Annotated in this window: 27 protein-coding genes, 3 tRNA genes and 3 pseudogenes; 17 read left to right on the plus strand and 16 right to left on the minus strand. The window is 59.9% G+C overall.

Annotated features, from left to right (window positions below; translation table 11 throughout):
• Position 1: 1 nt before the first annotated feature.
• The gene (locus BKP54_RS02950) at positions 2 to 1,042 is read right to left on the minus strand and encodes a cysteine synthase A (RefSeq protein WP_025427040.1); all 1,041 of its coding nucleotides are present in this window, start codon (positions 1,040 to 1,042) and stop codon (positions 2 to 4) included.
• A gap of 323 nt (positions 1,043 to 1,365) precedes the next feature.
• Here BKP54_RS02950 and BKP54_RS02955 point away from each other — a divergent pair, with 323 nt between their 5' ends.
• Entirely contained in the window at positions 1,366 to 2,208 is an 843-nt protein-coding gene (locus BKP54_RS02955) for an SDR family NAD(P)-dependent oxidoreductase (protein ID WP_025427041.1), read from the plus strand.
• On the opposite strand, the gene BKP54_RS02960 is transcribed toward BKP54_RS02955, so the two are convergent.
• From BKP54_RS02960 to BKP54_RS02980, 5 genes are all read right to left on the minus strand, one after another.
• A complete protein-coding gene (locus BKP54_RS02960) occupies positions 2,196 to 2,522 on the minus strand; it encodes an SMR family transporter (protein ID WP_025427042.1) in 327 nt (108 codons plus the stop codon). The two genes, BKP54_RS02955 and BKP54_RS02960, sit on opposite strands and share 13 nt — an antisense overlap.
• Complete coding sequence (locus tag BKP54_RS02965) at positions 2,509 to 2,880, minus strand: SMR family transporter (RefSeq protein ID WP_025427043.1); 372 nt, start codon at positions 2,878 to 2,880, stop codon at positions 2,509 to 2,511. Before BKP54_RS02965 ends, BKP54_RS02960 begins: the two co-directional genes overlap by 14 nt.
• A 184-nt stretch (positions 2,881 to 3,064) precedes the next feature.
• Positions 3,065 to 4,318 (minus strand): cyclopropane-fatty-acyl-phospholipid synthase family protein, encoded by a 1,254-nt coding sequence (locus tag BKP54_RS02970; RefSeq protein WP_025427044.1) that lies wholly within the window; start codon positions 4,316 to 4,318, stop codon positions 3,065 to 3,067.
• 106 nt (positions 4,319 to 4,424) lie between these two features.
• The gene (locus tag BKP54_RS02975) at positions 4,425 to 5,867 is read right to left on the minus strand and encodes a deoxyribodipyrimidine photo-lyase (protein ID WP_025427045.1); all 1,443 of its coding nucleotides are present in this window, start codon (positions 5,865 to 5,867) and stop codon (positions 4,425 to 4,427) included.
• Between the two features lie 101 nt (positions 5,868 to 5,968).
• Positions 5,969 to 6,043 (minus strand) — tRNA-Asn (locus tag BKP54_RS02980).
• A 148-nt stretch (positions 6,044 to 6,191) separates the two neighbouring features.
• Here BKP54_RS02980 and BKP54_RS02985 point away from each other — a divergent pair.
• From BKP54_RS02985 to BKP54_RS03000, 3 genes are all read left to right on the plus strand, one after another.
• Positions 6,192 to 6,485 (plus strand): hypothetical protein, encoded by a 294-nt coding sequence (locus BKP54_RS02985; protein WP_025427046.1) that lies wholly within the window; start codon positions 6,192 to 6,194, stop codon positions 6,483 to 6,485.
• Positions 6,486 to 6,726: 241 nt separating this feature from the next.
• Complete coding sequence (locus BKP54_RS02990; RefSeq protein WP_025427047.1) at positions 6,727 to 7,428, plus strand: thermonuclease family protein; 702 nt, start codon at positions 6,727 to 6,729, stop codon at positions 7,426 to 7,428.
• Between the two features lie 670 nt (positions 7,429 to 8,098).
• Positions 8,099 to 8,172 (plus strand) — tRNA-Cys (locus BKP54_RS03000).
• Between the two features lie 301 nt (positions 8,173 to 8,473).
• On the opposite strand, the gene BKP54_RS03005 is transcribed toward BKP54_RS03000, so the two are convergent.
• Entirely contained in the window at positions 8,474 to 8,905 is a 432-nt protein-coding gene (locus BKP54_RS03005) for a GFA family protein (RefSeq protein WP_025427049.1), read from the minus strand.
• Positions 8,906 to 9,340: 435 nt separating this feature from the next.
• Between BKP54_RS03005 and BKP54_RS34880 the strand changes: the two genes are divergently transcribed.
• Entirely contained in the window at positions 9,341 to 9,487 is a 147-nt protein-coding gene (locus BKP54_RS34880; RefSeq protein WP_025427050.1) for a hypothetical protein, read from the plus strand.
• A gap of 643 nt (positions 9,488 to 10,130) precedes the next feature.
• Complete coding sequence (locus BKP54_RS03010) at positions 10,131 to 10,463, plus strand: hypothetical protein (RefSeq protein ID WP_025427051.1); 333 nt, start codon at positions 10,131 to 10,133, stop codon at positions 10,461 to 10,463.
• 219 nt (positions 10,464 to 10,682) lie between these two features.
• On the opposite strand, the gene lexA is transcribed toward BKP54_RS03010, so the two are convergent.
• Complete coding sequence (gene lexA, locus BKP54_RS03015) at positions 10,683 to 11,399, minus strand: transcriptional repressor LexA (RefSeq protein ID WP_025427052.1); 717 nt, start codon at positions 11,397 to 11,399, stop codon at positions 10,683 to 10,685.
• A 180-nt stretch (positions 11,400 to 11,579) separates the two neighbouring features.
• Here lexA and BKP54_RS03020 point away from each other — a divergent pair, with 180 nt between their 5' ends.
• The gene (locus tag BKP54_RS03020) at positions 11,580 to 11,819 is read left to right on the plus strand and encodes a hypothetical protein (RefSeq protein ID WP_025427053.1); all 240 of its coding nucleotides are present in this window, start codon (positions 11,580 to 11,582) and stop codon (positions 11,817 to 11,819) included.
• A 58-nt stretch (positions 11,820 to 11,877) separates the two neighbouring features.
• Here BKP54_RS03020 and BKP54_RS03025 read toward each other — a convergent pair whose 3' ends face one another.
• The 4 genes from BKP54_RS03025 to BKP54_RS03040 all read right to left on the minus strand — a co-directional run bounded on the left by BKP54_RS03025 (position 11,878) and on the right by BKP54_RS03040 (position 14,037).
• Positions 11,878 to 12,165, minus strand: a complete 288-nt coding sequence (locus BKP54_RS03025) for a hypothetical protein (protein ID WP_025427054.1) — start codon at positions 12,163 to 12,165, stop codon at positions 11,878 to 11,880.
• A 497-nt stretch (positions 12,166 to 12,662) separates the two neighbouring features.
• Positions 12,663 to 12,875, minus strand: a complete 213-nt coding sequence (locus BKP54_RS03030; RefSeq protein ID WP_038576095.1) for a hypothetical protein — start codon at positions 12,873 to 12,875, stop codon at positions 12,663 to 12,665.
• Between the two features lie 108 nt (positions 12,876 to 12,983).
• Positions 12,984 to 13,274: a DUF4242 domain-containing protein gene (locus BKP54_RS03035; RefSeq protein ID WP_025427055.1), complete on the minus strand. Its 291-nt coding sequence runs from the start codon at positions 13,272 to 13,274 to the stop codon at positions 12,984 to 12,986.
• 673 nt (positions 13,275 to 13,947) lie between these two features.
• A tRNA-Ser gene (locus tag BKP54_RS03040) sits at positions 13,948 to 14,037 on the minus strand.
• A 276-nt stretch (positions 14,038 to 14,313) separates the two neighbouring features.
• Between BKP54_RS03040 and BKP54_RS03045 the strand changes: the two genes are divergently transcribed.
• The 4 genes and pseudogenes from BKP54_RS03045 (at position 14,314) to BKP54_RS03060 (ending at position 18,354) form a co-directional block, all read left to right on the plus strand.
• On the plus strand, positions 14,314 to 15,345 hold the full coding sequence (locus tag BKP54_RS03045; protein ID WP_025427056.1) for a septal ring lytic transglycosylase RlpA family protein: 1,032 nt from the start codon (positions 14,314 to 14,316) through the stop codon (positions 15,343 to 15,345).
• A gap of 60 nt (positions 15,346 to 15,405) precedes the next feature.
• Positions 15,406 to 16,566, plus strand: a complete 1,161-nt coding sequence (locus BKP54_RS03050; RefSeq protein WP_025427057.1) for a D-alanyl-D-alanine carboxypeptidase family protein — start codon at positions 15,406 to 15,408, stop codon at positions 16,564 to 16,566.
• An 80-nt stretch (positions 16,567 to 16,646) separates the two neighbouring features.
• Positions 16,647 to 17,327 carry a dTMP kinase gene (gene tmk, locus BKP54_RS03055; RefSeq protein ID WP_038576098.1) on the plus strand — a complete coding sequence of 227 codons (681 nt, stop codon included), beginning with the start codon at positions 16,647 to 16,649 and terminating at the stop codon, positions 17,325 to 17,327.
• Positions 17,324 to 18,354 (plus strand): annotated as a pseudogene (locus BKP54_RS03060) (DNA polymerase III subunit delta'). The gene tmk and the pseudogene BKP54_RS03060 overlap by 4 nt, the downstream one beginning before the upstream one ends.
• Here BKP54_RS03060 and BKP54_RS03065 read toward each other — a convergent pair.
• A complete protein-coding gene (locus tag BKP54_RS03065; protein ID WP_057214155.1) occupies positions 18,349 to 18,654 on the minus strand; it encodes a pyrophosphatase in 306 nt (101 codons plus the stop codon). The pseudogene BKP54_RS03060 and the gene BKP54_RS03065 sit on opposite strands and share 6 nt — an antisense overlap.
• Before the next feature lie 179 nt (positions 18,655 to 18,833).
• Between BKP54_RS03065 and metG the strand changes: the two genes are divergently transcribed.
• The 3 genes from metG to BKP54_RS03080 are packed head-to-tail and all read left to right on the plus strand — an operon-like array spanning position 18,834 to position 22,017.
• Positions 18,834 to 20,384, plus strand: a complete 1,551-nt coding sequence (metG, locus tag BKP54_RS03070; RefSeq protein WP_057210390.1) for a methionine--tRNA ligase — start codon at positions 18,834 to 18,836, stop codon at positions 20,382 to 20,384.
• A 15-nt stretch (positions 20,385 to 20,399) separates the two neighbouring features.
• Entirely contained in the window at positions 20,400 to 21,179 is a 780-nt protein-coding gene (locus tag BKP54_RS03075; RefSeq protein WP_025427061.1) for a TatD family hydrolase, read from the plus strand.
• A gap of 1 nt (position 21,180) precedes the next feature.
• Positions 21,181 to 22,017: an MBL fold metallo-hydrolase gene (locus BKP54_RS03080; RefSeq protein ID WP_057210388.1), complete on the plus strand. Its 837-nt coding sequence runs from the start codon at positions 21,181 to 21,183 to the stop codon at positions 22,015 to 22,017.
• Positions 22,018 to 22,050: 33 nt separating this feature from the next.
• On the opposite strand, the gene BKP54_RS03085 is transcribed toward BKP54_RS03080, so the two are convergent.
• A complete protein-coding gene (locus tag BKP54_RS03085; protein WP_025427063.1) occupies positions 22,051 to 22,998 on the minus strand; it encodes a phosphoribosylaminoimidazolesuccinocarboxamide synthase in 948 nt (315 codons plus the stop codon).
• A gap of 241 nt (positions 22,999 to 23,239) precedes the next feature.
• Between BKP54_RS03085 and BKP54_RS03090 the strand changes: the two are divergent.
• From BKP54_RS03090 to BKP54_RS03100, 3 genes and pseudogenes are all read left to right on the plus strand, one after another.
• A pseudogene (locus BKP54_RS03090) lies at positions 23,240 to 23,425 on the plus strand (helix-turn-helix domain-containing protein); the annotation flags it as partial.
• Positions 23,388 to 23,918, plus strand: a pseudogene (locus tag BKP54_RS03095) (IS30 family transposase); the annotation flags it as partial. The pseudogenes BKP54_RS03090 and BKP54_RS03095, both read left to right, overlap by 38 nt.
• A gap of 201 nt (positions 23,919 to 24,119) precedes the next feature.
• Positions 24,120 to 24,542, plus strand: a complete 423-nt coding sequence (locus BKP54_RS03100; RefSeq protein WP_057208602.1) for a DUF4864 domain-containing protein — start codon at positions 24,120 to 24,122, stop codon at positions 24,540 to 24,542.
• Positions 24,543 to 24,555: 13 nt separating this feature from the next.
• On the opposite strand, the gene tgt is transcribed toward BKP54_RS03100, so the two are convergent.
• Positions 24,556 to 25,686, minus strand: coding sequence for a tRNA guanosine(34) transglycosylase Tgt (tgt, locus tag BKP54_RS03105; RefSeq protein WP_057208604.1), 1,131 nt, complete (start codon positions 25,684 to 25,686; stop codon positions 24,556 to 24,558).
• Complete coding sequence (queA, locus tag BKP54_RS03110) at positions 25,687 to 26,769, minus strand: tRNA preQ1(34) S-adenosylmethionine ribosyltransferase-isomerase QueA (protein ID WP_025427067.1); 1,083 nt, start codon at positions 26,767 to 26,769, stop codon at positions 25,687 to 25,689.
• Positions 26,770 to 26,815 lie beyond the last annotated feature (46 nt).

Genomic DNA, 26,815 nt, shown 5'->3' on the forward strand with positions numbered 1-26,815 from the left:
CTTATCCGACTGATTCGTATGGAACGGTGATGCTTGAGGGGCCCTTCAACCAGGCCGGAACAGGCAGGCCCTTCGAGGCCAGGAAGTCCGGGTTGAAGAGTTTCGATTGATAGCGGTTACCATAGTCGCAAAGGATCGTCACGATCGTATGTCCCGGACCGAGCTCCTTGGCGAGCCGGACGGCGCCGGCAATATTGATGCCCGTTGATCCGCCGACGCAAATGCCTTCGCGTTCGATCAGGTCGAAGACCAGCGGCACGGCCTCGGCATCGGAGATCTGGTAGGAAAAGTCTGGACTGAAGCCTTCGAGGTTGGCGGTGATGCGGCCCTGGCCGATGCCCTCGGTGATGGAGCTTCCGCTCGCCTTCAACTCCCCGTGCGCGTAGTAATTGTAGAGCGCCGCACCATCAGGGTCGGCAAGGCCGATCTTGATCGCAGGGTTCTTGGCGCGCAGGCCCTCTGCAACGCCCGCAAGCGTACCGCCGGAGCCGACAGAGCAGATGAAGCCGTCGACCTTGCCGTCCGTATCGCGCCAGATTTCAGGCGCCGTGGTGGCGACATGGGCGTCACGATTGGCGACATTGTCGAACTGGTTTGCCCAGATGGCGCCGTTCGGTTCGGTCTTTGCGAGTTCAGCGGCCAGGCGACCGGAGATCTTCACGTAGTTGTTCGGGTTCTTGTACGGCACAGCCGGCACTTCGACGAGCTCTGCTCCAAGAAGACGCAGCGCATCCTTCTTTTCCTGGCTCTGGGTTTCCGGAATGACGATGACGGTCCGATAGCCGAGTGCCTGCCCGACGAGGGCAAGGCCAATGCCGGTATTGCCGGCAGTCCCTTCGACGATCACGCCCCCCGGCTTCAACTGCCCGGCCTTCTCCGCCTCCCGGATGATCCAGAGCGCGGCGCGATCCTTCACCGACTGTCCCGGATTGAGAAACTCCGCCTTGCCGAGGATCGTGCAGCCGGTTGCCTCGGATACGGATTTCAGCCGGATCAGGGGCGTGTTGCCGATTGCTTCAAGAACGGACGGAAGAATGGCCATTGCAGAACCTCGTGCTTGAGAACGGCCGCTGAAGCGAGCCGCGTTACCGAAGAAAAACGCCGAGTGGCCGGCGAACGTTGAGAACGACACCGGATCGCCGAAATATTGGCGTGTTTTCGGCTCAGCCTGTTTCCCAGGCAAGAAATAGCGTTTCACCGCTGCCCTGTCCCGAACAAAAAACGTCTTCGAGGGGAAAGCTTAGGGTCGAGGCCGCTCTGGGTGCGCGCCGGATATTGGAGGGGGATTGGTCTGGGCCGGGCGTGTCATTCGCCGGCCCCTTGAGTTGAGCGTGCACCGGGCGGGTGCGTGCCGAGGTATGGGCAATGAGTATGCACAAGACGAATTCCGAGCATGGGTTGGCATGGGTAACGGGAGCGAGTTCGGGAATAGGCCGAGCGCTGGCATTGCGGCTGGTGCGAGACGGCTATTCGGTGGTCGTCACCTCCAGAAATCACGAAAAACTGGTGGCCCTGCAACAGGAAGCTGCCGCCGACGGCCGCATCATCGTTCTCGATGGCGATGTCACCGACCCTCAGGATATGGAACGTGTGTTGGCATCGATCGAATATGATCACGGCGACCTGTCTCTGGCCGTGTTCAATGCGGGGGTGACAATCCCGGTGAGGGGCGACGATCTGCATCGCGACGCTTTTGAGCGGAGCTTTGCGGTCAATGTGAACGGTGTCGTCAATTGTCTGCTGCCGGCAGTGGCCCACATGAAGGCAAGGGGGCAGGGCCACATCGCCATCGTGTCGGGGGCTGCAGGTTATGGCGGTTTGCCGGGCAACGCCGCCCATGGCGCCACGAAGGCGGCCCTGATCAATCTGGCCGAGAGCTTGAAGCTCGATCTGGACCGGATCGGCATTCGCCTGCAGTTGATCAATCCGGGGCCTGTCGACACGACCGGTTCGCCGCGGCTTGGATTTGCAAGGTCCGGCATGGTCAGTGCAGACGAGGCCGCTCAGCACGTCGTCGAGGGCCTGAAGTCGAAGCATTTCGAAGTCAGCTTCCCGAAGCGCTCTATCACTATCGCAAAGTTGTCACGCCTGCTGCCATATGGTGCCTACTTCGCGCTCGTTGACCGGCTGACCCGGCAAGGCGCGACGCCGCCAAAAGCGACGAACACCCGCACGAGCGCCAAGGGGCGGCCACATCAGGCCGTGTGAAGCACCAGTACTGCGCCGAAGATCAGGGCGAGGCCGACCCAGCCGATCGGCTTGAGCTTCTGGCCGAAGAGCAGGCGGCCGCAAATGGCCGTGCCGAAAATCCCGGTCGCGCCGAGAACCGCGTAGGCGATCGCAAGTTCCATGCCCTTGACCGCTTCGGCAAGGAAGGCAAAGGCGGCGAGCACGAGAACGATGGAAAGCGCGCCCCAGCCGCGGCGCGCGAAGCCATTCGATTTGGTCGAAGCGAGATTGGCAGCGATGTCGAGGATGCCGGCGATGACGGCAAAGACGAAATAGAGACTAGGTGCGCTCATCGATGGCTCCCTCCGTGGCCGGAGCGTCCTCTTCGCGGTGTTCGCCTGCATTGACGAGCAGGATACCGGCCACCGCCATCGACAGGCCCAGCATTTCCCGGCCGGTCAGCACATGGCCGAACACGAACACCGAAACGAGCGTAATGATCGCGACCCCGGACCCCTCCCAGATGGCATAGGCAACGCCGACGGAAATGGTCTTCACGGCCTTTGCCAGGAAGACGTAGGAAAGCGCAATGGAGACATACATCACTACGTGGCCGAGATAGGAGCCATTGGCGGATGCGGCCTTCATCGCCGTCAGGCCCGCCACCTCAGTCGCGATCGCGAGCGCCAGGAAAAACCATGCAAGCCGCATGAGGAACCTTCAAGAAAAGATCTGGATCGGTTGCCTCATAGGCGTTGTCGGACGATCGGTAAAGCCTACTGCATGTTTCCTTAAATCCTATTCGACTTAAGGATAAAAACTTGCAGCCATTCAAAGTGCTACAGCGACCTTTGCGCGTCTAATAAGACGCGCGGCGCTGTAGCGGCGGCGAGCCTCATTCGAAGACGATCTGACGGACATCGATGTTGCGGGCGCGGAAACCGGCTTCGCAGTAGTAGAAATAGAACTCCCACAGGCGCTTGAAGCGCAGATCGAAACCGAGCGGCTCGATCCGGCTCCACACCGACCAGAAGCGCTGCCGCCACTCGCCGAGCGTTCGGGCGTAGTCGCCACCGAAGCCGAAATCGTTGATCATTCGCAGACCGACGTTGCGCCCGAGATCGACCAGATGCTCGCGCGTCGGCAGCATGCCGCCGGGGAAAACGTACTTTTGGATGAAGTCCGGATTGGAGCGGTACTCCTCGTAGGCTTCCGGCTTGATCGTGATGATCTGCAGGCCGGCCTTGCCGCCGGGTTTCAGGCAGCGCTTCAGCTGCGAGAAATAGGTCGACCAGAATTTTTCCCCGACCGCCTCGAACATTTCGATCGAGACGATTCGGTCATAGAGGCCCTTCTCCTCGCGATAGTCCTGGAATTTCAGCTCGACGCGGTCGGCGACGCCGGCCCTGTGCATGCGTTCCCGGGCAAACGCGAGTTGTTCGCGACTGATGGTCAGGCCGGTGACCTTGCAGCCGATCTCGGTCGCCGCAAATTCTGCAAAACCGCCCCAGCCGCAGCCGATCTCAAGCACATGGTCACCGGGCCGTAGATTCGTCGCCTCGGCCAGTGCCCGGTATTTGGCAGTCTGGGCCGACTGCAGATCGTTGGCGCCGCTAGCGTAAAGTGCCGACGAATAGGTCATGCTCGGATCGAGCCATTCACGGTAGAAGGCGTTGCCGAGGTCGTAGTGGGCAGAGATATTGCGCTGTGCGCCCGTCCTGGTGTTGGCATTGCGCCAGTGGAGGAATTTTTCCACCAGCCGCATCAACCCGCGCGCCCGGTTAGGGAATCTGTTGCCGATGTCTGCGTTGACAAGGAAAAGCTCGAGAAAGGCGCCGACATCGGGGCTGTCCCAATCGCCGTCTATATAACTTTCCGCGGCGCCGATGGTGCCACCGGTGATTGCCCGGTGCGGAAGATTCCAGTTGTGAAGTGTCACGGCGGCGCATGGCCCCGGCACCTTTCCCTTGACCAGCAGCCGCCGACCGTTGGGCAAAGCGAGCGCCAGCGCGCCGGCCTCAAGGTGAACGAGGCCGCGCAGGACCATCTGGGCCTTGAGCGGAAAGTCCTTCAGCACCTGCGAGAGATTTTCAGTCGAAAGGTGCTCGGCGTTGTCGAATTCGGCAAAGCAGGCTTCTGTATCATGCATAAACCACCCTCCGGCAATCGTTGCATCCGTAACGTGAGCCTAGCGATAATCCTGCGAGAGGCCAACCATGGATTTGTACCGGTGGCGGCGCGGTTGTAGCGATTTTTTAGGTTCTGATTTCCTGAAACGCGGCCAACGCGCGGTCGCGCGCGAAGGCGTGGTCGACGATGGGGGTGGGGTAGGAGACTCCAAGCTCGATGCCGGCGGCAGCCAGTACTGCCGAGGGGGCCGAGAATGGTCGATGGATATAACGCGCCTCGAGATCAGCGAGCTCCGGAACGAAACGCTTCACATAAAGCCCCTCCGGATCGAATTTCTCGCCCTGGAGCACCGGGTTGAAAATGCGGAAGAAAGGCGAGGCATCGGCGCCGGACCCCGCCACCCATTGCCAGCTTGCTGCGTTCGAGGCCGGATCTGCATCGACCAGCGTGTCGCGGAACCACGCCTCTCCGCGTCGCCAGTCGATCAGCAGGTCCTTGATCAGGAAGGAGGCGACGATCATCCTGACGCGATTGTGCATGTAGCCGTGGCGCCAGAGCTGCCGCATGCCGGCGTCGACAATCGGATAGCCGGTCAGGCCCCTTGTCCAGCGGTGGAACTGTTCGTCATTGTCCAGCCAGCGAAAGCCATCAAAACGACGATCGAGGTTTTGACGGCCGAGATCCGGATTGTGAAACAGCAGATTGTAGGAGAACTCGCGCCAGGCGAGTTCCTTGCGGAAAGTGACGACATCGTCCACCGGCGTTTCCGTCAGGCCACGCGTGACCTGCCAGATCTGCGCCGGAGAGATTTCGCCGAAGGCAAGATGCGCAGAGAGCATGGACGTACCTTGCGCTGCAGGGACGTCCCGCTCAGCCTTGTAGCCGGCAAGGGCATGTTCAACGAATTTGTGCAGGCGTTCGGCAGCGGCCTGCTCGCCCGGCGTCCAGATTTCGGCGAACGTCGATGCCCAGTCCGGCCGCGTCGGCAAGAGCTTCCACCGTTCAAGCTCCTCGGATGCCGGCCACCTCACAGGCGCTCTGATCATTTCCGGCGTCTCAATCGGCGCCGCCGGCTCGCCGCTGGCCTCAAGCGCACGCCAGAACGGCGTGAACACGCGATAAGGGCCGCCACCCTTCGTGAGGAGCCGTGTCGGCTCATGCAACAGTTGCCCTGCAAAGCTGCTGACGGTGAAGCCGCGTTCAACGAGCGCTTTCTTCAACGGCGCATCGGTTCCTATTCCGCTCGGGTCGTAGCGGCGATTCCAGAACACGGTCGTCGCGCCCGATTCCCGCGCTATCTCGGCGATCACATCCAACGGCGCACCGGTCCGCAGGATAAAGTCGGAGCCGTGTGCCCGCAGCGATGCCCGCAATGCCTGGAGCGAATGGTGCAGCCACCAACGCTGCGCGCCACCAAGCGGCCCGTTGCCGCTTTCCTCCGGTTCATTGATGTAGATCGGAATCACCGGTCCACCCGTCTGCGCCGCGGTGGCAAGTGCCTGATTGTCTTGAAGGCGCAAATCTCGACGAAACCAGACCAGAATCGGCGTTGTGGGATTTGCGCTCATGACATTCCCGGGGGCGAGGAAGGAGGAAGGCGTCGCCGGCACCATAGCCGCAAAATGAAAAAGAGCCATTCGGGCGTTACCGCGAATGGCTCTTTAAAAACTGGCTCCCCGGGCCGGATTCGAACCGGCGACCTGTCGATTAACAGTCGAATGCTCTACCGCTGAGCTACCAGGGATCATCTGCGCGGCGTGTCCTGCAGAAGTGAGGCTGCTAATACAAATGCTTTTCCGATTTGCCAAGCTGTTTTTTAAAAAAGTGAGAAGTTTTGTTGCGAGCCTGTGGAGAAGCCCCCAATTGTGGGAGAGGCAGCCGGATAGGGAATGATGCATAAAAACAGAAAACAGACGCATTTCGGCATAGACCCGCACACACGGCAGATCGTGCTTGGCAAATGGCGCCTGAGGCTGCCGGAATCACCACTGCTGCGCATGCTGGTTGGCGGGCTGCTGATATTCGGCGGCTTTCTCGGCTTTCTGCCCGTGCTCGGATTCTGGATGGTGCCCTTGGGCTTACTCATCCTCTCGCACGATATTCCTTCAGTACGCCGCCGCCGCCGAAGGTTCGCAGTCTGGTGGGCGCGCCGACGCAACGGGACGGGGTCTTCGAAGGAACGATGATTCGTTCGCGAGGGCGATCCTCGCTTCGACAGGGCGCCACAAGCTCACGCTACACGGAAGCCGAGCCTATTCGGCTCCTTCGTCGGCGACGATGTGGCGGCGGCTCCAATCGAATGAAAGTCATGGACCGCCGCGTCCTCCCGACCGACTTGTGCGCAAACTCCCGCATTCGGGCTGTCGTTGAAAACCATTCGGCAACGGATCGGCAGCATAATGCCGCCCGGATTAAGGATGGGGCGGAATGGCTAAGACCACGACAAGCCGCGGGCGTCGCCGCGGCAGCCGGACAAAGAAAAAGGGCGGAATGCTGCCCTGGTATCTCGCCGCGGTGCTGACAGTCGGCGGCGTTGTTGCGTACGACCACCGTGGACAGTTGCGGGATCTGCCGGGCGTTTCGGATGTGTTCGCATCGGCGCCCAAGTCGACATCCACATCCAGGTCGGACGATCGGCCGAAGGCGCAGGCCCGTGTCGCCATGCCCTCGGCTACGCACAAGACGAAGCCTGTCGACGGACCGATACCCGCAGTCAATGTCGGGTTGGCCGCACCGACACCCGTCGAGCGCCCGATCGCGCAGCCCACGGCCGTCGAGCCCCAGGCGAATCAGTTCTATTTCTGCGGTACCCGCAACGACAATTGCGTCGTCGACGGCGGAACATTCCGCTACCAGGGCGAGGAGATCCGTGTCGCCGACGTCGATGCACCGCGAATCAAGCAGGCGAGTTGCGATAGCGAACGTGCCCGCGGCTTCTACGCCAAGCAGCGATTGCGCGAGTTGCTGAACGCCGGCGAGTTCAGGCTGATCGAGGCCATCGGCAGGAGCGACGACAAGAACAGCGAAAAGCTGCGCGTGGTGATGCGCGACGGCCGCTCTCTCGGCGCCGTGCTCGTATCGGAGGGCTTGGTTCGGCCCTGGAAGGGACAGCCCAAGCCCTGGTGTTAGACGGTGCTCGGCGTCATCAGAGAGAATGATGAGGGCCGGAAGCGTGTAGCCGTCTAAGTTATCCACCGAGCGCGATATCAATACCGATTATCAACCCCAGAGCCGATAGTGCCAGAAAGAACACAACAAGAGAGCTTGCTAGAAGCAGCTTGATGGGATTGGCTCGGAAATCTGCCTTAAGGTTCGGGAAAATTGGCGACATGTCCAATCGGCCGGTCACCGCGAGCTGGAATAGACGCCAGATTGCGACCGCAATGCACATTCCACAGAAAACTACCGTCAGTATGAGCTTGGGTAGATGATCAACTCTGGATTCAACGTCCAATTCCCTGAAGAATCTTGGTGCAAGGTAGCTTTACCGTGAAACGGTGTACAAGGTAGCAGCGCCCCGCGACGTCGGAAGAAGGGTTGGACGGAAGATTCGGGCCGTCTGTCGAAATGGTAAATCCATCCAATTGCCTCGTGTCGGACGCTGCCGTATAGCGCCCGCCGCCTGTCGTCGAAGGGGTTCGCGGCGATCCGTTATGGGGCCGGATCGGTAAGCCTGTGGAAGAGTTGGAGAAAGATGGAATTTCAGAAATGCCTGAGGACGTTTTTCAGAAATCCCCTCTTGCGCTCTTTCTATATTCATTCTAAACGCTCGCCACGACTTGATAATCTCAGTCGATGAGGCCTCGTGGCGGAGTGGTGACGCAGAGGACTGCAAATCCTTGTACCCCGGTTCAATTCCGGGCGAGGCCTCCAAAGCCACTCCTAAGTAGTTGAATTAGTTTCGCTATTTGGACTGCAGGATTTCATCTGCTGCCACACATTCTTCTTGGTGTGGCAATTGGTTCCCGTTATCTCCCTCTTCGACGTTCGATCCAAGCAGCAGATTGCCGATTCCATCCCCATTGCTTCTGGCAACACTCTGCCTCGTCAAGCGCGCCCGTTCGCGTTCCGCGAGTAGATCTTCGACGTCTTGGCGGCGCAACGAACGCCCCCCTCATTCAGGGTGCAGCAGTTTGAACGGCTGCGGCCGGCGTCCTGCCAGCCGCGCCTGTCGTCACTCCGCCGGGATAAACTTGAGCGTTCCTGCGAGCCTTGGGCCGGTCGATCCCTTCGTGTCCATCGGGTGGTTGATGCCGTCGTTCACCGGTAGCTCCTCGAAATCGAATGGGCTTATGCCTTCAAGGCACGCGGCGTTGACGCCGTAGAAATCCGGGTTCGCGCGCGGCTTGTGGAATGTGTAGATGCCGCACTTCGAGCAGAAGTAATGCTCTGCAGCCTTCGTGTTGAACTGATATTTGGTGAGTGCCTCGCCGCCGGAGAGAACCGTGACCCCGTCCTTGGCGGCAGAGACGGCAACCGCGCCCTTCAACTGGCAATAGGAGCAAGTGCAACGGCGGGCGGTGCGGAGGCCGCTCTTCAGTTTCACATTGAAGCGAACCGTTCCGCAGTGGCAGGCTCCGTCAAGGTTCTGAACATCGAGATTCATCCAATCATCCATCTGATTTTGAAGCGCATTTGATGAGCTTTCTTATGAGGTGGGTTGCTTGTGCTCAAGCGCATTCGGGGGCAGTCTCAATCCAGAGGACCGCACTCCCGTTGAGGCCGTTCGTTGTAGGGCCATCAGCCGATTGGGCTCAGGCGCGGGGTACGAGGCGTCTCGTCGCGCATCGGGCACATATTCAGACCAAGTGCCCGATACGTGCGCCAGCACGCTTTCGTGCTCCACGTCGGGGACGTTCCGCGGCCCGAGCCGATGCGTCGCAAGAGCGCTCGGCCAACGGATCGTGCGGAGAAAAAGCCTACGGCCGTTCGCATCCGTCCTGCATCATCCGCGCGAGGAGCGAACAGTCCGCGTCGCACCGTTGCCTTTCTTGGGTACGAACCTAGTTACCCATACCGTACCCAAGCGAGGAATTGCTGAATGAACCGTAATGGGCTCTATCTGATCATTGCCATGCTCGCCGTCGCCGTCATTGGTCTCGGCGCCTATGTCTACCGCGAGGAAACAAAACCGACCGGCGTAGAGATCAAGATTGGCCAGGACGGGGTTTCCGTTCAGGAGAATTGAGCGCCATCGGCCACACGCTCAACAGGTTTGGCAGCGGCGAATGCCGCTGGCGGTCGACGCCCCACGCGAGGTTCAAGGCGAACGCAGATCCGAAGGCGGTCGAAATACCGGCCATCGGTGGCGTAAGCGGCCGCGTGCTCGTTGCGAGCGTCAACGAAAGTGTGACGTAGATAGGGCGGGCGAGCGCGTGATTCAGCCCCTCGCACGATGAAAGCAACAAGTCACCCAGCGCCTGCGCGATTGGCTAAAGCGGTTCTCCGTCAATAGCAGCCCGATTGTCGAAAGTGAAACGCTGTGCGTGCCTGCGCAAAGGACATGCTGCCGGCACGCAGGTACGGTTTTCGGGGGGCAAGGAACATGGGCCAATGCGGCGCGTCCAACACGCGCAGCGAGGCTGCCCGCATCGCAGCCAACCACTGTTTTCAAAGCGCAATTCGACCGGGCTGCGCTTGCCCGCCAGTTTGCGAACGTCCGCAGTCGCCAACGACATGGCCTTGCGAGGACGCGCCCCGAAATGGTGATTCGGTCACTATTGTCAGTGCTGAAAATATTGTCTCTAGACAGAACTGGGAATGAATATCCCAACAGCGCGACCCGTATAGGTAGTGTCAAACAAAGCCAACAATGGAGGAAAAGACATAAAATGAAATATAAGATCGCCCTGACTGCTCTTGCCATTCTTGCCGTAACGACGGCCACCGCAAGCGCTGAGGATCTCGTCTTTCAGCTTAAGAACAAGACGAATGCCGTTTTGACGAACTTCTACACATCGCCGGTCGGTGTTGATCAGTGGGAAGACGACGTCTTCGGGCGGCAGGTGCTTAATCCGGGCGAAAGCATGGAAATTACCATCGCCGACGGACGTGATGTCTGCAAATACGACATGCGCTTTGAATTCGAAGAAGGTTCCGGTCTCGACACGACTGAAGACAAGCAGGATCTCTGCGAGTTGGGCGAGTACTCGATTCACGAGTAAAATCCGTCGAGCGTGAAAAACACTCGATCCGAAAATCTCCGTCTCGCTACCCTATGTGGCGAGACGTTGAAGTAAGAGAGCGGCTGGCCGGCATGAAGGCGGCTAGAGCGTTTCCGGTTTAAACGGAGTCACTAGGCGCTCTATCTATTTGTTTTTACGCATTTCCTGGCGGAAAACCGCTCCGCACTTTTCCTCGAATTGCGCTGGCGTGAGACGGGCTTAGTGGTAGCGGCGGATCAAGCCGACGAGCTTGCCCTGAATCTTGACCCGGTCAGGCCCGAAGATGCGCGTCTCATAGGCCGGGTTGGCGGCCTCTAGAGCAATTGAAGCGCCCTTGCGCCGGAAGCGTTTCAACGTTGCTTCCTCGTCATCGACTAGTGCCACGATGATATCGCCGGGATTGGCCGTGGTGGCATTGCGGATGATCACCGTATCGCCATCGAAAATGCCGGCCTCGATCATCGAATCACCCTTCACTTCAAGGGCGTAGTGCTCGCCGCTGCCGATCATATCGAGCGGCACGGTAATGTCGTGGGTGTTGTTCTGTATCGCCGAGATCGGCACGCCGGCGGCAATGCGGCCCATCACTGGAACCGACACGGAGCTGTTGTCGGCAACCGGCAGCGTTTTCGCCGCGGGGGCAGGGGCGGGCGGTTTGCCAAGGCTACCCTCGATGACGCTCGGCGAAAACCCGCGACGGGGCTGCGCGCTCGCAGCATAGGCTTCCGGCAGTTTGATGACTTCGAGCGCTCGGGCGCGGTTGGGAAGCCGGCGTATGAAGCCGCGTTCCTCGAGCGCTGTGATCAGCCGGTGAATGCCCGACTTGGATGCCAGGTCGAGTGCATCCTTCATCTCGTCGAAGGACGGCGGTACACCGGACTCCTTCATTCGTTCATGGATGAAAAGAAGCAATTCCTGTTGCTTGCGGGTCAGCATGGCAAGTCGCTCCAGAGGCGTGAAACAAATCAAGAACAGACACTATCTGTTCCATATGTGTTCCGCAAGTGCCTAAAATTCTGTGAATGTTGGTTCAATCAAGCGCAGATTGACCAACTCGTCGCTGCACGCGCCGCGCGAGGCTGATATGCCTCCTTCCGTTTATGGAATGAGGGTTTAATGACGAAGCTGATTCAAATCTTGCTGACCATCGTTGTCGCCGCGACCGCGATCCTTGGGTTTCGCTGGTATCAATACGTGGATAACAAGCAGAGCCCGTTTGACGAAGTTGGTATCGCGTTGAATGCGGCGATGCCCGGGCCGCTCAATCAATGGGGTTGTGACCGGCTGAAGCTGACATTTGGCAACGGACACCCGCCGCACGGTTGCGCCGCGGCCGATGGGACGCAGTGGAAATAGCCTGCCATCAAGGGATCAGCAGAAATATCGATGGGCGATCTGCTAGAGGAGGCCTGAATCAGGCCGGCTGCGTCGCGGAGCAGGCGTCCTCGAATTCCTTGACGGTTTCCGCGGAGTTGTCCTCCGGCAGCACAGCGTCGGCCGCTTCGGTCGCGACCGGCGTGTCGCCTTGATAGACGAAGGACTGGATGTAGTAGGCGATCGTTCCCTTCCAAACGTTCCGGCCGTCTATCTGCTGGCAGGGCACGGCCGTTTCGAAGTCGGCTTGCAGGTCGTCGACCGTGGCAGCGCTGAGGGCGATGTTAGGCGATGCGATAATCGAGGCGATAAGCAAGGCTGCAAGCACGGTGAACGTCCACTAGATCAGAGGTGGCGGCGATGGTTTGGTTAACGATGTGAACCGTGCTTTCGTTCCGAAGTCCAGCAAGCATGCCGGGCACTGTGCCGTGTTCAACAGTTCTTTGCGAAAGGCGAGCACTGGTGCTCAAGCTGTGGCAATGAAGGCACAAAGATTGGCGTGAGGTGCGTTGGCGTTTTCGATTTTCCGGCGCCCGCCTCAAAGCGTGGCGCTGGCAGCTGATCAACAATACCCGCCGCAAATGCTTCCGATGATGTTGGACGCCGTAATGGAGTGCGAGTGGCCAGCGGCATCCGCCTGTAGCGATCTTCGCATCTCCAGCCAAATACATACGACGTTCAAACGCGCTACGAAACCGGCATCTGACCGCGGGTGCTCGACCAGTCGCGCCGGGATGTCGCGGAGACGTTGCGCACCCCAGTTCGACTGGCCACTGACGGATATCTCTCTCATGTCGTTAGTTCGAGAGGTTAAAGCCGACCGTCTTACTTCTTGTCTTTCTTGCCCAGGGAGAAACTGCTGCCGGCCAGCTTCACCTGTGAGCCTTCCGTCACAACGGCGGCTTTGACAGTCTTGTCCTTCTTTGGCTTTCTAACCTCGCGGTTACTTCGCACTTGACCTTTTGCCATGATCGTCTCCTTGGAAGGTGTGCCGGGGAACCCTGCATGGGCGCCGAATGCCGGCAAACCAGCCTGCATTGATACCGCCGTAAGTCAATGACGGTGCCGGTGGATCACTGTTTTGCCGGCGTTGCGTCGCGCATTCGTGCCCGGTGTCCGGGCACTGCGATGATAACGTCGCTTCGGTCACTTACCGTTGCGCCCCTGGGATGCTGTCGCAGGCCCTATGACGGCAGCAACTTCGGTTATCTTGTTCGCCGGAAATCCGGCGCGTTCCGAATGTTCGCGAATGACGTCGGCGCTTGATGCCTCGTGGACGCAGTAAATCTTGTCGCCGGCGACATAACTGGTGATCCATGTATATGGTACGCCAAGATCGGCGACGACAGCATTGGATTTTGCCGATAATGCGCAAAGGTCGTCCTGGTTGAGCTTGTCGGCCCCTGGGACGTCGCGTTCAATGATGTAGGTGGGCATCGTTCAGTTCCTCGGTTGTTGGAGGACTGAATATCAAGAATATCTAATATAATTGAAGTCAATACTTTCCACCGGTGATGCGGCGATTCACGACGATTTCCCTGGAAGTATAGGATCAAGCAGCGGAAGGGGCTCCACCGGGACTGGCGTCCGATCAAACGATGGGCGCCTGTATCGCCCCGCGATCACAATATCTCGCGGCCAATAGCTCTATGCGACTGAAATCGCGCGGCCGGGGATGGGAGCGCGCGATGCGCTCCGTCCGACACGCGTATACTAGCGCAAGTTAGTAGCTGAGCCGGAAACCGCCGGGACTCGCCGCAGACGGATCGGGTACAGGTGTTGGACCTTGCCACTGCGCATAGGTCGTGTTGCTGCCGCCGGTGCTTGCGCATCCGGCAAGTGCAAGAAGCGCGAGAAAAGCGGCTGTCGTCAAATATTTAAGAGGCATGGTTTTCTCTAGTTCTGGGAGATCGCCCAGGGCTCGATGGGCCGGAATCAGACTTTCCCTCAAATTATCTGGGATGGCAAGCGGGTCGAGCCACCGCCTTGCAAGCGCCGTCAATGCTGCGGCTATGATCGGGGAATACTCGCAAAACTTGTATGCGTTCGCCGCCAAAGCATTCACTTGGCGACCGAGCGCAATAATGGGTGGCGAAAAATGAGACAGCCATGGCGGAGGAGGTGGGATTCGAACCCACGGTGCGCTTTCACGCACGCCGGTTTTCAAGACCGGTGCCTTAAACCGCTCGGCCACTCCTCCGGGCAGGGCGTTATTGCGCGAAGCCTTGCTGCTTTGCAAGATTTAACATGCGTGGGCGGAAAGATTTTCTTGGCGCATCCGCTGCCCATTTTGTCCGGGTAACCATTCGTAAACCATAACTGGAGATTTCGAGCCGTCAGCCATTCGTCGGTTCGCAATTTTGCCTTGTTGCTGTCATGATTAATCGACTGTTCCGTTTCGGGACGCCGAGATTTCCGCTGGGGGCACGAGTGGAAGGTTTCGAGTACGGCTTATTCGAATGATGTTGTGGGACAGATGACATCCAGTAAAAATGCGGCATATCTGATCAAGGGACTGCGCCTTGCGGCGGTCCCTGTGCTTTGCGCAACGCTTGCGGCTTGCGGATCGACGTCCAGTATCAAGAAGAGCAAGTCGAGAAGCAAAGAATACTTTGCTGAGTCCGTTTATGGCGTGAAGGCGAGCCCCCGTGTCGCTACCGGCAAGAATATTCCGAAGGGCGGCGGCCGCTTTCAGGTCGGCAAAGCCTATCAGGTCAAGGGCAAGTGGTACCAGCCGAAGGAAGATTTCGGTTACAACAAGACCGGTGTCGCGTCCTGGTACGGCTCGGCCTTTCATGGTCGCCTGACGGCCAATGGCGAAGTCTACGACAAGCTTCATCTGTCCGCCGCGCATCCGACCTTTCCGCTGCCGAGCTATGCGCGTGTCACCAACACCGAAAACGGCACTTCCGTCATCGTTCGTGTGAACGATCGCGGTCCCTATGAATATGGCCGCATCATCGACGTTTCGTCGAAGACAGCCGATTTGCTCGATATCAAGCAGAAGGGCAGTGCCAAGGTTCGGGTGCAATATGTCGGCCGCGCACCGCTTGAAGGCAACGACATGCCCTATCTCATGGCGTCCTATGTCACGAAGGGCGACCGCAGTCCGGGCGTCATGCCGGAGGGCCAGATCGCAACCGGCGTGATGGTCGCCTCGAATGAGCCGATGCGCAACCAGTTGGGAACGCTGGTCATTCCGCCGAAATCGTCCCTTGATACCGCCGGTACGGTAACGGCGTTGGCTGCACCTGTCCCGCAATTTGCAGCACCGCCGTCGCTGAGCGAGTTCGTCATGCTTCCGGAAATCGGGCCGATCCCGCGCGAGCGACCGGAATACATTCCGATGCCTGACGGCAACATGGCCTATGCGGCCGCCTATGTGGAAGTGCGGGTAAGCGATGCGGAATCGCCGTTTGAAGCGATCATGGTCGAGACCAATCCGCTTACGCCTGAATCCATCGTTGCCCATGCGAAGCGCCAAGGCAGAACCGGTTCGCTCAGGTAACCTGGGGCGTTGTACCATTCTGATGACGCTGCTATGCCCAATGGGAAACCGGAGTTTCCCATGCGCTTGATGATGCTTACGGTCACGTTCGGCCTTGCGGCGTTGCTCGCGAGTGCGGCAGCGGCTCAGACGCCGCCGGTGGCGTTTGACACCAAGGCAAAGCAGATCCTGCTGGTGGATGCCGAAACCGGCACCGTTCTGTTTTCCCGCGCCGAGAACGAACCGGTTCCGCCCGCCTCTCTTGCCAAGTTGATGACGATGGAAGTGGTGGCCGAGGCCATCGCCAAGGGTGAGCTTTCGGCCGAAACGGCCTTCGACGTTTCCGAACACGCGTGGCGCACGGGCGGCGCCCCATCCGGCACTTCGACGATGTTTGCTGCGCTGAAGTCGCGCATTCGCGTGGCCGATCTGTTGCAAGGGGTGGCCGTTCAGCTTGCCAATGATGCCTGCATCATCCTCGGAGAGGGGATGGCCGGTAGCGAAACCGCCTTTGCCGAAAAGATGACGGCCCGCGCTCGCGAACTCGGCATGCCTATCGCCACGTTCGGTAACGCCACAGGTCTGCCGGATCCCCAGAACCGGATCACTATGACCGAACTGGTGACGCTGACCCGTCATCTGCACGAGGCGCACCCCGATCTCTATCGGCTCTACGCCCAGCCTGAGTTCGAGTGGAACAAGATCCTTCAGCGCAACAAGAACCCGTTGATCGCGGCCAAACTCGGGGTCGATGGTGTCGCCACGGGTTTTGCCGAAGGCTACGGTTTTTCGCTGGCCGCATCGATGCAGCGTGGCGACCGGCGTGTCTATCTCGCGATGGGCGGGCTCGATACCGATAAGGAGCGTACGGAGGAAAGCCGCAAGGTGCTTGACTGGGCGATGACGGCGTTCGAAAAGCGGCGAATTTTTGCTGATGGCGAGGCGATCGGCGAGGCCAGTATCTACGGCGGTGCGGCCTCCCATGTCGCGCTTGTCGCTGGTGGGCCGGTTGATGTGCTGCTGCCGGTCAACAACCCGGAACGCCTGACGGCCCGTGTCGTCTACAAATGGCCGTTGCGCGCTCCCGTGGAAGCCGGCGCCGAGGTCGGTGTCGTCCGACTGTGGAACGGCGAAAAGCTGCTACGCGAGGTTCCGGTCAAGACGGCGGGAGCAGTGGGCCAAGGGACACTGGCGAGCCGCGCGCTCGACGCTCTGCAGGAACTCTTCTTCTTCTGGCTGTAACAAAACCGGTTCTGGCGGTTTCATCGGGTGGGCCAATCGGCTAAACAGAGCCAAATCGCATGCCGATATAGGAAAGCATTGTGCCGCTGGCAAAAGGTCTGTTTGTAACATTCGAGGGCGGGGAAGGGGCCGGCAAATCGACCCAGTTGCGCCTGCTCGCCGATTCTCTGCGCGCGCTCGGCCACAAGGTGCTGACGACGCGCGAGCCGGGCGGATCGGTCGGGGCCGAAGCGGTGCGCCATGTGCTGCTTTCGGGGGCGGCCGAAGCCTTCGGCGTCCGAATGGAAGCCATTCTGTTTGCTGCGGCGCGCAGCGATCATGTCGAAGAGGTCATCCGGCCGGCGCTGACTGGGGGAACGATCGTGCTTTGCGACCGTTTCATGGACTCGTCGCGCGTCTACCAGGGCATCACCGGCAATCTGGAGCCGGCCTTTGTCGAGACGCTGGAGCGGGTTGCCATCAATGGCGTAGTCCCGGACCGGACCGTGATTTTCGATCTGCCGGCGACTATCGGTCTCGAGCGCGCCCAACGCCGCGCCGGCGATGACAGCCCGGATCGTTTCGAGAAGGAAGAGCTTGAGACGCATGAAAAGCGCCGCGAGGCCTTCCTCGATATCGCACGGGCGGATCCGGACAGGTGCCGGGTTATCGATGCGACGCAATCCGCCGAGGCGATTGCCGCAGAGGTGCTCGGCCTGCTAGAGAGCTTGCTTGCGAACGCTGAAGTCTCCGGGCCTTCGAATGCGGGGTCCGCACCATGACGTCGGAAGCGCCAGGTGTACTTGAAGGGGCAATCGCGCCGGTCCAGAACGACCGGCTGTTTGGTCATGAGCAGGCGGAAGCGTTTCTGGCCCAGAGCTACCGTTCGGGCAAGGGACACCACGCCATTCTGATCGAAGGGCCGGAGGGTATCGGTAAGGCGACGCTTGCGTTTCGCTTCGCCAGCCACATCCTCAATCACCCGGATCCCGCGACTGCGCCCGAAAGGCTTGAGGATCCCGACCCGGCCTCGATCGTCGGCCGGCAATTGGCCTCCGGCGCATCGCACAATCTTCTGCATCTGACGCGGCCGGTCGACGAGAAGACGGGCAGGGTCAAGGGTGCCATCACCGTCGACGAGGTGCGAAGGGCCGGCAAGTTCTTTTCGCAGACATCCGGCACCGGCAACTGGCGCATCGTCATCATCGACCCGGCGACGATCTCAACCGGAACGCCGCCAACGCCATCCTGAAAATTCTCGAGGAACCGCCGCGTCGGTCGCTGTTCCTGGTGCTGACCCACGCGCCGGGTAAGCTATTACCAACCATCCGTTCGCGCTGCCTGCCGCTGCGGCTGAAGCCGTTGGAGCCTTTGGCGCTGCGCCAGGCGCTCGGTCATCTCGGCTTCGATCTTGAGAGCGAAAATGCCGCGCGCGTTCTGGCCGCTGCCAATGGCAGCGTGGCGGAGGCGCTGAAGCTCATCAACTACGGCGGTCTGGAAATCACCGCGACCTTCGAGGCGATCCTCGCGGGGCAAGGGCCGGGGATCCGCAAGGACATGCACAAACTTGCCGACGTGCTTTCGGCCAAGGACAGCGAAACGATCTTCGATTTCTTCACGTCGCTGCTGACAGGCCGGCTGATGCGCGAAGCCCGCGATGCGGCCGTTGCCGGCGACATCATGCGCGCCGAGCGTTTCGCCCGGCTTTCGGCCACGACCGGGGAACGCCTCACCATCAGCGACGCCTATAATCTCGATCGCAAGCAAACCATTCTTTCGCTGCTGGACGACGTCAAGGCGGCGCTATAGCTGGACCTGAAACTTCCATTTGCGCTTGATCGCAGCGACCAGATCCAGGTCGTGATGGTGGGCGAAAAGCAGCACGTGACCCAGCAGATCTGCGGCCTCGTCCGCCATATCGGTCTGGATCTCGTCCTCTGATTTTCCATGCCGCCTGCCGCGGCCGGTGTGCTTGTTCCAGGCCTGGGTCAGTTCGCCGATTTCCTCCTGCATCTTGAGCATGAACCAATCTGCATCCCGCTCGATGCCGTTGTCTTCGGCGTAGTGGGCCGATGCCGCTTCGAATTGACGTTCAAGCTGGCGCAACATGACGATCCCTTCGCGTTTGTTTCCTATTTGTTCTATTGTTTCGTTTGCGTCCACACAAGCGGGAATGGATGTCGATCAGCGGCTTCGGTGCGGGCTTTTCTGCCATCTCCCGGTTCCTTCCGCGCGGCGTATGCGCTAAGAGCGTCGGTAGCTTTATCCGAGATAGATTGAATCCGCTTATGAGAGACACGTCCCCCTTTTACATCACCACCGCGATTTCCTACCCGAACGGCAAGCCGCATATCGGCCACGCCTATGAGTTGATCGCAACGGATGCAATGGCGCGCTACCAGCGCCTGGACGGACGCGACGTATTCTTCCTGACGGGCACGGACGAACACGGCCAGAAGATGCAGCAGACGGCGCGCCGCGAAGGCGTGACGCCTCAGGAACTCGCCGACCGGAACTCCTCGGAATTCCAGAAGATGGCGGTTCTCCTGAACGCGTCGAATGACGACTTCATCCGCACCACCGAGAAGCGCCACCACGAGGCGTCGCAGGACATCTGGAACCGCATGGGCGAGGCGGGCGACCTCTACAAGGATTCCTACGCCGGCTGGTACTCCGTGCGCGACGAAGCCTATTACCAGGAGAACGAGACCGAGCTGCGCGCCGACGGCGTGCGTTACGGTCCGCAGGGCACGCCGGTCGAATGGGTCGAGGAGCAGAGCTACTTCTTCAAGCTGTCGGAGTATCAGGACAAGCTGCTGAAGCACTACGAAGAGAACCCTGACTTCATCGGCCCGGCTGAGCGCCGCAACGAAGTGATCTCCTTCGTGAAGTCAGGCCTCAAGGACCTGTCTGTTTCGCGCACCACCTTCGATTGGGGCATCAAGGTGCCGAACGATCCTGGTCATGTCATGTATGTCTGGGTCGACGCGCTCACCAACTACATCACCGCGACCGGCTATCTCGACAATCCGCAGGGACCGCGGGCGAAATTCTGGCCGGCGAACATCCATATCATCGGCAAGGACATCATCCGCTTTCACGCGGTCTACTGGCCCGCTTTCCTGATGTCGGCCGGCCTGCCGCTGCCCAAGCGCGTCTTCGCCCACGGCTTCCTGCTCAACAAGGGCGAGAAGATGTCGAAGTCGCTCGGCAACGTCGTCGATCCGTTCAATCTCGTCGAGCATTTCGGTCTCGACCAGATCCGCTACTTCTTCCTGCGCGAGGTTTCCTTCGGCCAGGACGGAAGCTACAGCGAGGAGGGGATTGCAACCCGCATCAACTCCGACCTTGCCAATGGCATCGGCAACTTGGCGAGCCGTTCGTTGTCGATGATCGTCAAGAATTGCGATGGCCATATTCCTGTCTGCGGTGCGTTGACCGACGAAGACAAGGCGATGTTGGCGGCCGCCGATGCGCTGCTCGAGATCACCCGCGACGAGATGGGCAAGCAGATGATCCACCGCGCGCTTGCGGCGATCATTGCGGTCGTTTCGGAGACCGATCGCTATTTCGCCGGCCAGGAGCCTTGGGCCCTGAAAAAGACCGATCCGGCGCGTATGGCAACCGTGCTCTACGTCACCGCCGAGGTCGTTCGCCAGATTGCCATCCTGTTGCAGCCCTTCATGCCGGAATCGTCAGGAAAACTGCTCGACCTGGTGGCAGCCCCAGCCGACAAGCGCGACTTTGCGGCACTCGGCGAGACCGGCCGTCTTGTCTCCGGAACGCCGCTTGAAGCGCCGAAGCCGGTCTTCCCACGCTATGTCGCCCCGGAAGCGTAATAAGGCACGATCAGCATGCTTATCGATACGCATTGCCATCTGGATTTTCCCGACTTCGAGGCTGAGCGCGACGCTATCATCGAGCGCGCGCGCGCAGCAGGCGTCGGCCAGATGATCACGATCTCGACACGCGTGAAGCGGTTCGACACGATCCTTGCGATTGCGGAAGCTTATCCGAACGTCTTCTGTTCCGTCGGCACCCATCCGCACAACGCGGATGAAGAGCTTGATATCACTGCAGACGATCTCATCCGGCTTTCGGCCCACCCGAAGGTGGTGGCGATCGGCGAGGCGGGTCTCGATTATTTCTACGACAACGCGCCGCGCGACGCTCAGGCCGAGGGTCTGCGCCGGCATATCGCTGCGGCGCGCGAAACCGGTTTGCCGCTCGTCATTCATAGCCGTTCGGCAGACGACGACATGGCGGCGATCCTGACCGAAGAGACAGGGAAGGGCGCCTTCCCCTTCCTTCTGCATTGCTTCTCGTCGGGTCCGGATCTGGCGCGAATTGGCGTCGAGCTCGGCGGCTACGTGTCGTTCTCCGGCATCCTGACCTTCCCGAAATCGGAAGAACTGCGCGAGATCGCGAAGACGGTTCCGCATGATCGCATGATTGTTGAGACCGACGCACCTTATCTTGCGCCCAAGCCGTTTCGCGGCAAGCGCAACGAGCCTGCCTATGTGGCGCACACGGCCGATGTTCTGGCCGATACGATCGGTGTGACGAAGGACGAGATTGCAACGCATACGACGGAAAACGCTTTCCGCATCTTCTCCAAGATGCCGAGGCTCTAACGTGGCATTCAGGCGCGCTTTCACCATTCTCGGCTGTGGTTCGTCGCCTGGCGTGCCGCGTATCACCGGGGACTGGGGCGCCTGCGATCCCAAAAATCCGAAGAACCGCCGCATGCGCGCCGCTCTGCTGGTGGAGCAGATCGCGCCGGATGGCGGCAAGACGACTGTGGTCATCGATACCGGTCCGGATTTTCGCGCCCAGATGGTGGCGGCAAATGTCCGCCACATCGACGCGGTGCTCTATACCCATGCCCATGCGGACCATCTGCATGGCATCGATGACTTGCGCGGCTATGTCATTGAAAATAAGAAGAGAGTACCGATCTGGGCGGACGCTTTCACTATGGGCCGGATTCGCGAAGGGTTTCATTACTGCCTGGAATCGCCGCCCGGAAGCGGCTATCCGCCCATCGTCGACGCACATATCATCGCCGACGATCTTTCATCCGTGATCATAACAGGGGCAGGTGGCCCGATCACCTTCCAGCCCTTGATGCAGTTTCACGGCAATATCCACTCGCTCGGATTTCGCGTCGGCGATTTCGCCTATTGCAGCGATGTCAGCGACTTTCCGCCGGAAACGATCGCAAACCTTTATGGTCTCGAGCTTCTGGTGCTCGATACCCTCCAGTACAAATTTCATCCGAGCCATCTGTCGCTGGTGCAGTCACTTGGCTGGATCGATCGGCTTCGTCCGAAGAAAGCCGTTCTGACGCATATGCATGTGCCGCTCGACTACGACACCGTCCAAGGTGAAACGCCTGATCATGTCGAGCCGGCTTATGACCTGATGCGTCTCGAATTCGAAGTCGACGTCCCCGTGCTCGGAGACGCCTGAACTTCACGTGTTCGAAATATCTAATATTCAGGCCTATTTCGAAAAATACGGCGCCAGGTTCTTGCGGATGCGCTCCAGCACGGTGCCACCCGAAAGATTCGGAACGAAGGTGCGCCCGGTGATCTTCTCATAGGCTTCGATATAGACAGCTGACGTTTGCTCGACCAGTTCTCTCGGGATTTCCGGGACCGGATCCCTGTAGGGATCGCAGCGCTCGGTGACCCAGGCGCGCACGAAATCCTTGTCGAAGCTTTTCGGCCGCTCGCCGTTTTCAAAGCTCTGCTGATAGCTGTCGGCGATCCAGTATCGACTGCTGTCGGGCGTGTGGATCTCGTCGGCAAGGATGATGGTTCCATCCTTGTCGGTGCCGAACTCGTACTTCGTATCGACAAGGATCAGGCCACGTTCGGCGGCTCGCGCCTGGCCCCGCGCAAACAGCGCCAGCGCATAGCTCCACACGGTATCGAGCTGTTGCTTCGTCAGGAGGCCTTGCTCTAGAATTTCGTCTTCCGACAGCGGTTCATCATGGCCTCCGTCGAAGGCCTTGCTGGTGGGCGTGATGATTGCTTGCGGAAGCTTTTGATTGTCGCGCAGACCGTCGGGCAAACGAATGCCATACATGTCGCGCTCGCCGTTGCGATATTTCGTCAGGATCGACGTGCTGGTGGTGCCGGCGAGATAGCCGCGGACGACGATTTCGACCGGCAGGATGTCGAGCCGCTTGCCGATGACGACATTCGGGTCGGGATAACTGATCACATGGTTCGGGCAGATGTCGGCGGTTTCCTCGAACCAGTAGCGCGCCGTCTGCGTCAGCACGTGACCCTTGTGCGGAATGGACGTCAGGATGATGTCGAAGGCGCTCAGCCGGTCGGTCGCGATGATGATGCGTTCGCCGCCGGGCAGATCATAGTTTTCGCGCACTTTGCCATTGTAGCGGTTTGGCAGTTCTGGAATGAAAGCATCTGAAAGAACGCGCAATTCGCTCATCGCATCGGGCCTTGCAAAACGAGGTTTCGTGGCGAACGAATAAGCAGCCGCGAACGGCTGGGTCAAGCCAAGAGTAGGTGCAATACGCCCGGAAACGGGCATTTCGGCACATCTATATGTTCCATAATCTATCTTATCTGATTTTCTCGTGTAGCCGCAAAGTTGAAGTGTCCTGATCCTGCAAAGTAAGAATGTCACTCTCCCCGGGTTTTGATGACCTGGGAGATTGCGGATGGGATTGATTGCGATGAGCGAGCGTGACCTGCAGCGGATTGAGGTCTTGTCGAAAGTGATTGCCGGGCGGATGACGCTGGTGTCGGCGGCCCATGTGCTTGGCTTGAGTACCCGCCAGGTGCGTCGTCTGTTGGACCGGATCGGCGCTGGCGGTGCGGCGTCGATCCGGCACCAGGCGATCGGCTGGCATCAGCGTTGACGTAATCGCTGAGAAACTGCACGGACATCGTTCGACGATTTTCCGCGAACTCAGGCGCAATACTTTTGTTGATCCGCAGATGCCAGACCTTAGCGGCTACTATTGCGTCACCGCCAACGCGATGGCGCGTGAGCGCAGAGCCAAGCTACGCAAGCTTGCTCGTTTCTCGCATGTGCGCCAATCGGTGATCGAGCGCATCATGCATGGCTGGTCGCCGCAGCAGAACGCCGGCCGCATGCGGCTGGAGCGCGATCCAGTTTCTGTCAGCCATGAGACGATCTACAAGTACGCCTATTCCGCGGATGGGCACGCGATCAAGCTCTGGCGGCATCTGCCGGAGCACCGCGCCAGACGTCGGCCGCGGCATGCCAGGCGTCGTCATGGCAGGCGGTTCAGCCCGGATGTCAACATTCTCTACCGTCCCGACACCGTCGCCGAGCGCAAACAGTTCGGCCATTGGGAATGCGATTGGGTGCGCTCAGGTGACAATTGCGAATATCACTAAGTTATGATGTTTGAAAGATTAATTTAGAAGTTCCGTTTAAGGCATTGAATATGAACGATATTGTATATATGTGCTTGGTGTGAAGAAGCGCACGGCGCTGTCCGCGCCATTTCCAGAACGTGCAAACGACCTATGCTTTCAGGAGCAGGCAGAAACGTCTGGTGGAGATCGGTGATGATCAGGACATTTGCCATTGCCTTCGGTATCGCAGCGCAACTCGCAGGCGCGGGCCTTTGTCGGGCGGAAGAACCGGTCGATACGGCACGCTCGATCATCCAGGATCAGATCGCGGCTTTCCTCAATGACGATGCGGACGCCGCCTACTCCTTCGCTTCGCCGGCGATACGCGGCAAGTTTCCCGACAAGACGGCCTTCTTCGACATGGTCAGGCGCGGCTACCAGCCGGTCTATCGGCCCGGAAATTTTGCCTTTGGCCGCTCCAAGGTGGTGGGCGATCAGGTCATTCAGGAGGTGCTGATCTCGGCTCCCGATGGTAAGGACTGGACGGCGGTCTACCAGCTGATGAAGCAGCCCGACGGCAGCTACAAGATCAACGGCGTCATGATGCTCCAGTCGGCCCCAGGTCCGGAGATCTGAGCAGGTCTGGTCCTCAGAGTGGCGCCAGATCCCCTCGCCGCCAGGTTTCCTGGGTTTCGGCCATGAAGTCGGCAAAGCGGCCCTCTTCGATTGCCAGGCGAATGCCCGCCATCAGTTCCTGGTAATAGGCAAGGTTGTTCCAACTGAGCAGCATGCCCCCGAGTGACTCATTCGAGCGGATCAGGTGGTGCAAATAGGCGCGCGAATAGTCGCGCGTCGCCGGGCACGAGGATTGTTCGTCTAGCGGCCGCAGGTCTTCGGCATGGCGCGCATTGCGCAGGTTGATGCGGCCATGGCGGGTGAAGGCCAAACCATGTCGTCCGGAGCGGGTCGGCATGACGCAGTCGAACATGTCGATGCCGTGTGCGACCGACCTTAGGATATCGTCGGGCGTGCCGACGCCCATGAGATAGCGCGGCTTTTCGGCAGGTAGCTCGGGGCATGTGATGTCGAGCATTCTGAGCATCACCTCCTGCGGCTCGCCGACCGCAAGTCCACCGACGGCGTAGCCCTTGAGATCCAGCCCCTTCAGGGCTTCCGCCGAGCGCACGCGCAGTGCCGGAATGTCGCCGCCCTGGACGATGCCGAACATCGCCTTGCCCGGTTGGTCACCAAACGCCACCTTGCAGCGTTCCGCCCAGCGCAATGACATTTCCATTGCCCGCTCGATCTCCTTGGGCTCGGCCGGCAAAGCCACGCACTCGTCCAGCTGCATCTGGATATCGCTGCCGAGCAAGCCTTGAATTTCGATCGACCGTTCCGGCGACATGTGGAACAGCGCGCCGTCGACATGGCTCTTGAAGGTGACGCCCTGCTCGTCGAGCTTGCGCAGCCCGGCAAGCGACATCACCTGGAAGCCGCCGCTGTCGGTGAGGATCGGACCCTGCCAGCGGATGAGGTTGTGCAGACCGCCAAGCCGCGCCACGCGTTCAGCACCAGGGCGCAGCATCAGATGGTAGGTGTTGCCGAGGATGATGTCGGCGCCGAGATCCTTGACCTGATCGAGATACATCGCCTTGACCGCGCCGACGGTTCCGACTGGCATGAAGGCAGGCGTACGGATGGTGCCGCGCGGCATGGAAACCTCACCGAGGCGCGCCTTGCCGTCGGTTGCGTGCAGCTTGAACTGGAAGGTTTCGGTCATCTAGTCTTTCCGAAAAAGCAGGCTGGAATCGCCATAGGAATAGAAGCGGTAGCCGCTCTCGATCGCGTAGGTATACGCCGCGCGCATCGTCTCGAGGCCACAGAAGGCCGAAACCAGCATGAACAGCGTCGATTTCGGCAAGTGAAAATTGGTCATCAGCATGTCGACGGCGCGGAAGCGGTAGCCGGGCGTGATGAAGATGCCGGTCGGGCCTGACCAGGGATGGATGATACCGTGTTCGTCCGCCGCACTTTCGATCAGCCGTAGCGACGTCGTACCGACGCAGACCATCCGGCCGCCCCTCGCCTTGACGGCATTGAGGCGTTCGGCGGTTGCGGCATCGACCTGGCCAATCTCCAGGTGCATCACGTGGTCGTCGGTATCATCGGCCTTGACCGGCAGGAATGTCCCGGCGCCGACATGCAGGGTGACGAAATGACGTTCGATGCCGAGTTCGTTCAGCCTGGAAAACAGCCGCTCGGTGAAATGCAGGCCAGCGGTAGGGGCGGCTACGGCGCCCTCCTCACGGGCGTAGACCGTTTGGTAGTCGACGCGGTCCTGAGCATCCTCTGCGCGTTTGGAGGCGATATATGGCGGCAATGGAATGTGCCCGACGGCCATGATCGCTTCGTCGAGCAGCGGTCCGGCGAGATCGAAGCGCAGCGTCACCTCACCGGCGTCGCCCTTTTCCTCGACAGTTGCGTCGAGTGTGCCGAGCATGCAGCTGTTGCCGCCGTGGCCAAAGGCAATGCGGTCGCCGACCTTGAGGCGGCGTGCCGGCCGGGCAAACGCCTTCCAGCGATCCGGCGCGACCCGCATATGCAGGGTCAGCGAGACGGGCGTGGTAATCTCTTCGCCGCGTCGACGAATGCCTTCGAGCTGCGCCGGAATGACCTTGGTGTCGTTGAACACCAGTGCGTCGCCGGGACGCAGGAAGGACGGCAGGTCGAGCACGCCGTGATCCGTCAGGAGTTCCGGCGCCTGCGGGTCGACGACGAGCATGCGGGCGCTGTCGCGCGGATTTACGGGCCGCAACGCAATCGAGGTTTCCGGAAGGTCGAAGTCGAACAGGTCTACGCGCATGGATCGTTTCTGAAAAAAAAGCAAACCCGCCCCAGGGCCTTTCGGC

This window comes from Ensifer sp. 1H6, from assembly GCF_001976035.1.
Taxonomy (GTDB): Bacteria; Pseudomonadota; Alphaproteobacteria; order Rhizobiales; family Rhizobiaceae; genus Ensifer; species Ensifer canadensis.

Excerpts from the sequence above, each read along its gene's own strand:
- BKP54_RS02950 (WP_025427040.1), bottom strand. The coding sequence starts at position 1,042 with ATGGCCATTCTTCCGTCCGTTCTTGAAGCAATCGGCAACACGCCCCTG.
- BKP54_RS02955 (WP_025427041.1), top strand. The coding sequence starts at position 1,366 with ATGAGTATGCACAAGACGAATTCCGAGCATGGGTTGGCATGGGTAACG.
- BKP54_RS02960 (WP_025427042.1), bottom strand. The coding sequence starts at position 2,522 with ATGAGCGCACCTAGTCTCTATTTCGTCTTTGCCGTCATCGCCGGCATC.
- BKP54_RS02965 (WP_025427043.1), bottom strand. The coding sequence starts at position 2,880 with ATGCGGCTTGCATGGTTTTTCCTGGCGCTCGCGATCGCGACTGAGGTG.
- BKP54_RS02970 (WP_025427044.1), bottom strand. The coding sequence starts at position 4,318 with ATGCATGATACAGAAGCCTGCTTTGCCGAATTCGACAACGCCGAGCAC.
- BKP54_RS02975 (WP_025427045.1), bottom strand. The coding sequence starts at position 5,867 with ATGAGCGCAAATCCCACAACGCCGATTCTGGTCTGGTTTCGTCGAGAT.
- BKP54_RS02985 (WP_025427046.1), top strand. The coding sequence starts at position 6,192 with ATGCATAAAAACAGAAAACAGACGCATTTCGGCATAGACCCGCACACA.
- BKP54_RS02990 (WP_025427047.1), top strand. The coding sequence starts at position 6,727 with ATGGCTAAGACCACGACAAGCCGCGGGCGTCGCCGCGGCAGCCGGACA.
- BKP54_RS03005 (WP_025427049.1), bottom strand. The coding sequence starts at position 8,905 with ATGAATCTCGATGTTCAGAACCTTGACGGAGCCTGCCACTGCGGAACG.
- BKP54_RS34880 (WP_025427050.1), top strand. The coding sequence starts at position 9,341 with ATGAACCGTAATGGGCTCTATCTGATCATTGCCATGCTCGCCGTCGCC.
- BKP54_RS03010 (WP_025427051.1), top strand. The coding sequence starts at position 10,131 with ATGAAATATAAGATCGCCCTGACTGCTCTTGCCATTCTTGCCGTAACG.
- lexA (WP_025427052.1), bottom strand. The coding sequence starts at position 11,399 with ATGCTGACCCGCAAGCAACAGGAATTGCTTCTTTTCATCCATGAACGA.
- BKP54_RS03020 (WP_025427053.1), top strand. The coding sequence starts at position 11,580 with ATGACGAAGCTGATTCAAATCTTGCTGACCATCGTTGTCGCCGCGACC.
- BKP54_RS03030 (WP_038576095.1), bottom strand. The coding sequence starts at position 12,875 with ATGCAGGCTGGTTTGCCGGCATTCGGCGCCCATGCAGGGTTCCCCGGC.
- BKP54_RS03035 (WP_025427055.1), bottom strand. The coding sequence starts at position 13,274 with ATGCCCACCTACATCATTGAACGCGACGTCCCAGGGGCCGACAAGCTC.
- BKP54_RS03045 (WP_025427056.1), top strand. The coding sequence starts at position 14,314 with ATGACATCCAGTAAAAATGCGGCATATCTGATCAAGGGACTGCGCCTT.
- BKP54_RS03050 (WP_025427057.1), top strand. The coding sequence starts at position 15,406 with ATGCGCTTGATGATGCTTACGGTCACGTTCGGCCTTGCGGCGTTGCTC.
- BKP54_RS03065 (WP_057214155.1), bottom strand. The coding sequence starts at position 18,654 with ATGTTGCGCCAGCTTGAACGTCAATTCGAAGCGGCATCGGCCCACTAC.
- metG (WP_057210390.1), top strand. The coding sequence starts at position 18,834 with ATGAGAGACACGTCCCCCTTTTACATCACCACCGCGATTTCCTACCCG.
- BKP54_RS03075 (WP_025427061.1), top strand. The coding sequence starts at position 20,400 with ATGCTTATCGATACGCATTGCCATCTGGATTTTCCCGACTTCGAGGCT.
- BKP54_RS03100 (WP_057208602.1), top strand. The coding sequence starts at position 24,120 with ATGATCAGGACATTTGCCATTGCCTTCGGTATCGCAGCGCAACTCGCA.
- tgt (WP_057208604.1), bottom strand. The coding sequence starts at position 25,686 with ATGACCGAAACCTTCCAGTTCAAGCTGCACGCAACCGACGGCAAGGCG.
- queA (WP_025427067.1), bottom strand. The coding sequence starts at position 26,769 with ATGCGCGTAGACCTGTTCGACTTCGACCTTCCGGAAACCTCGATTGCG.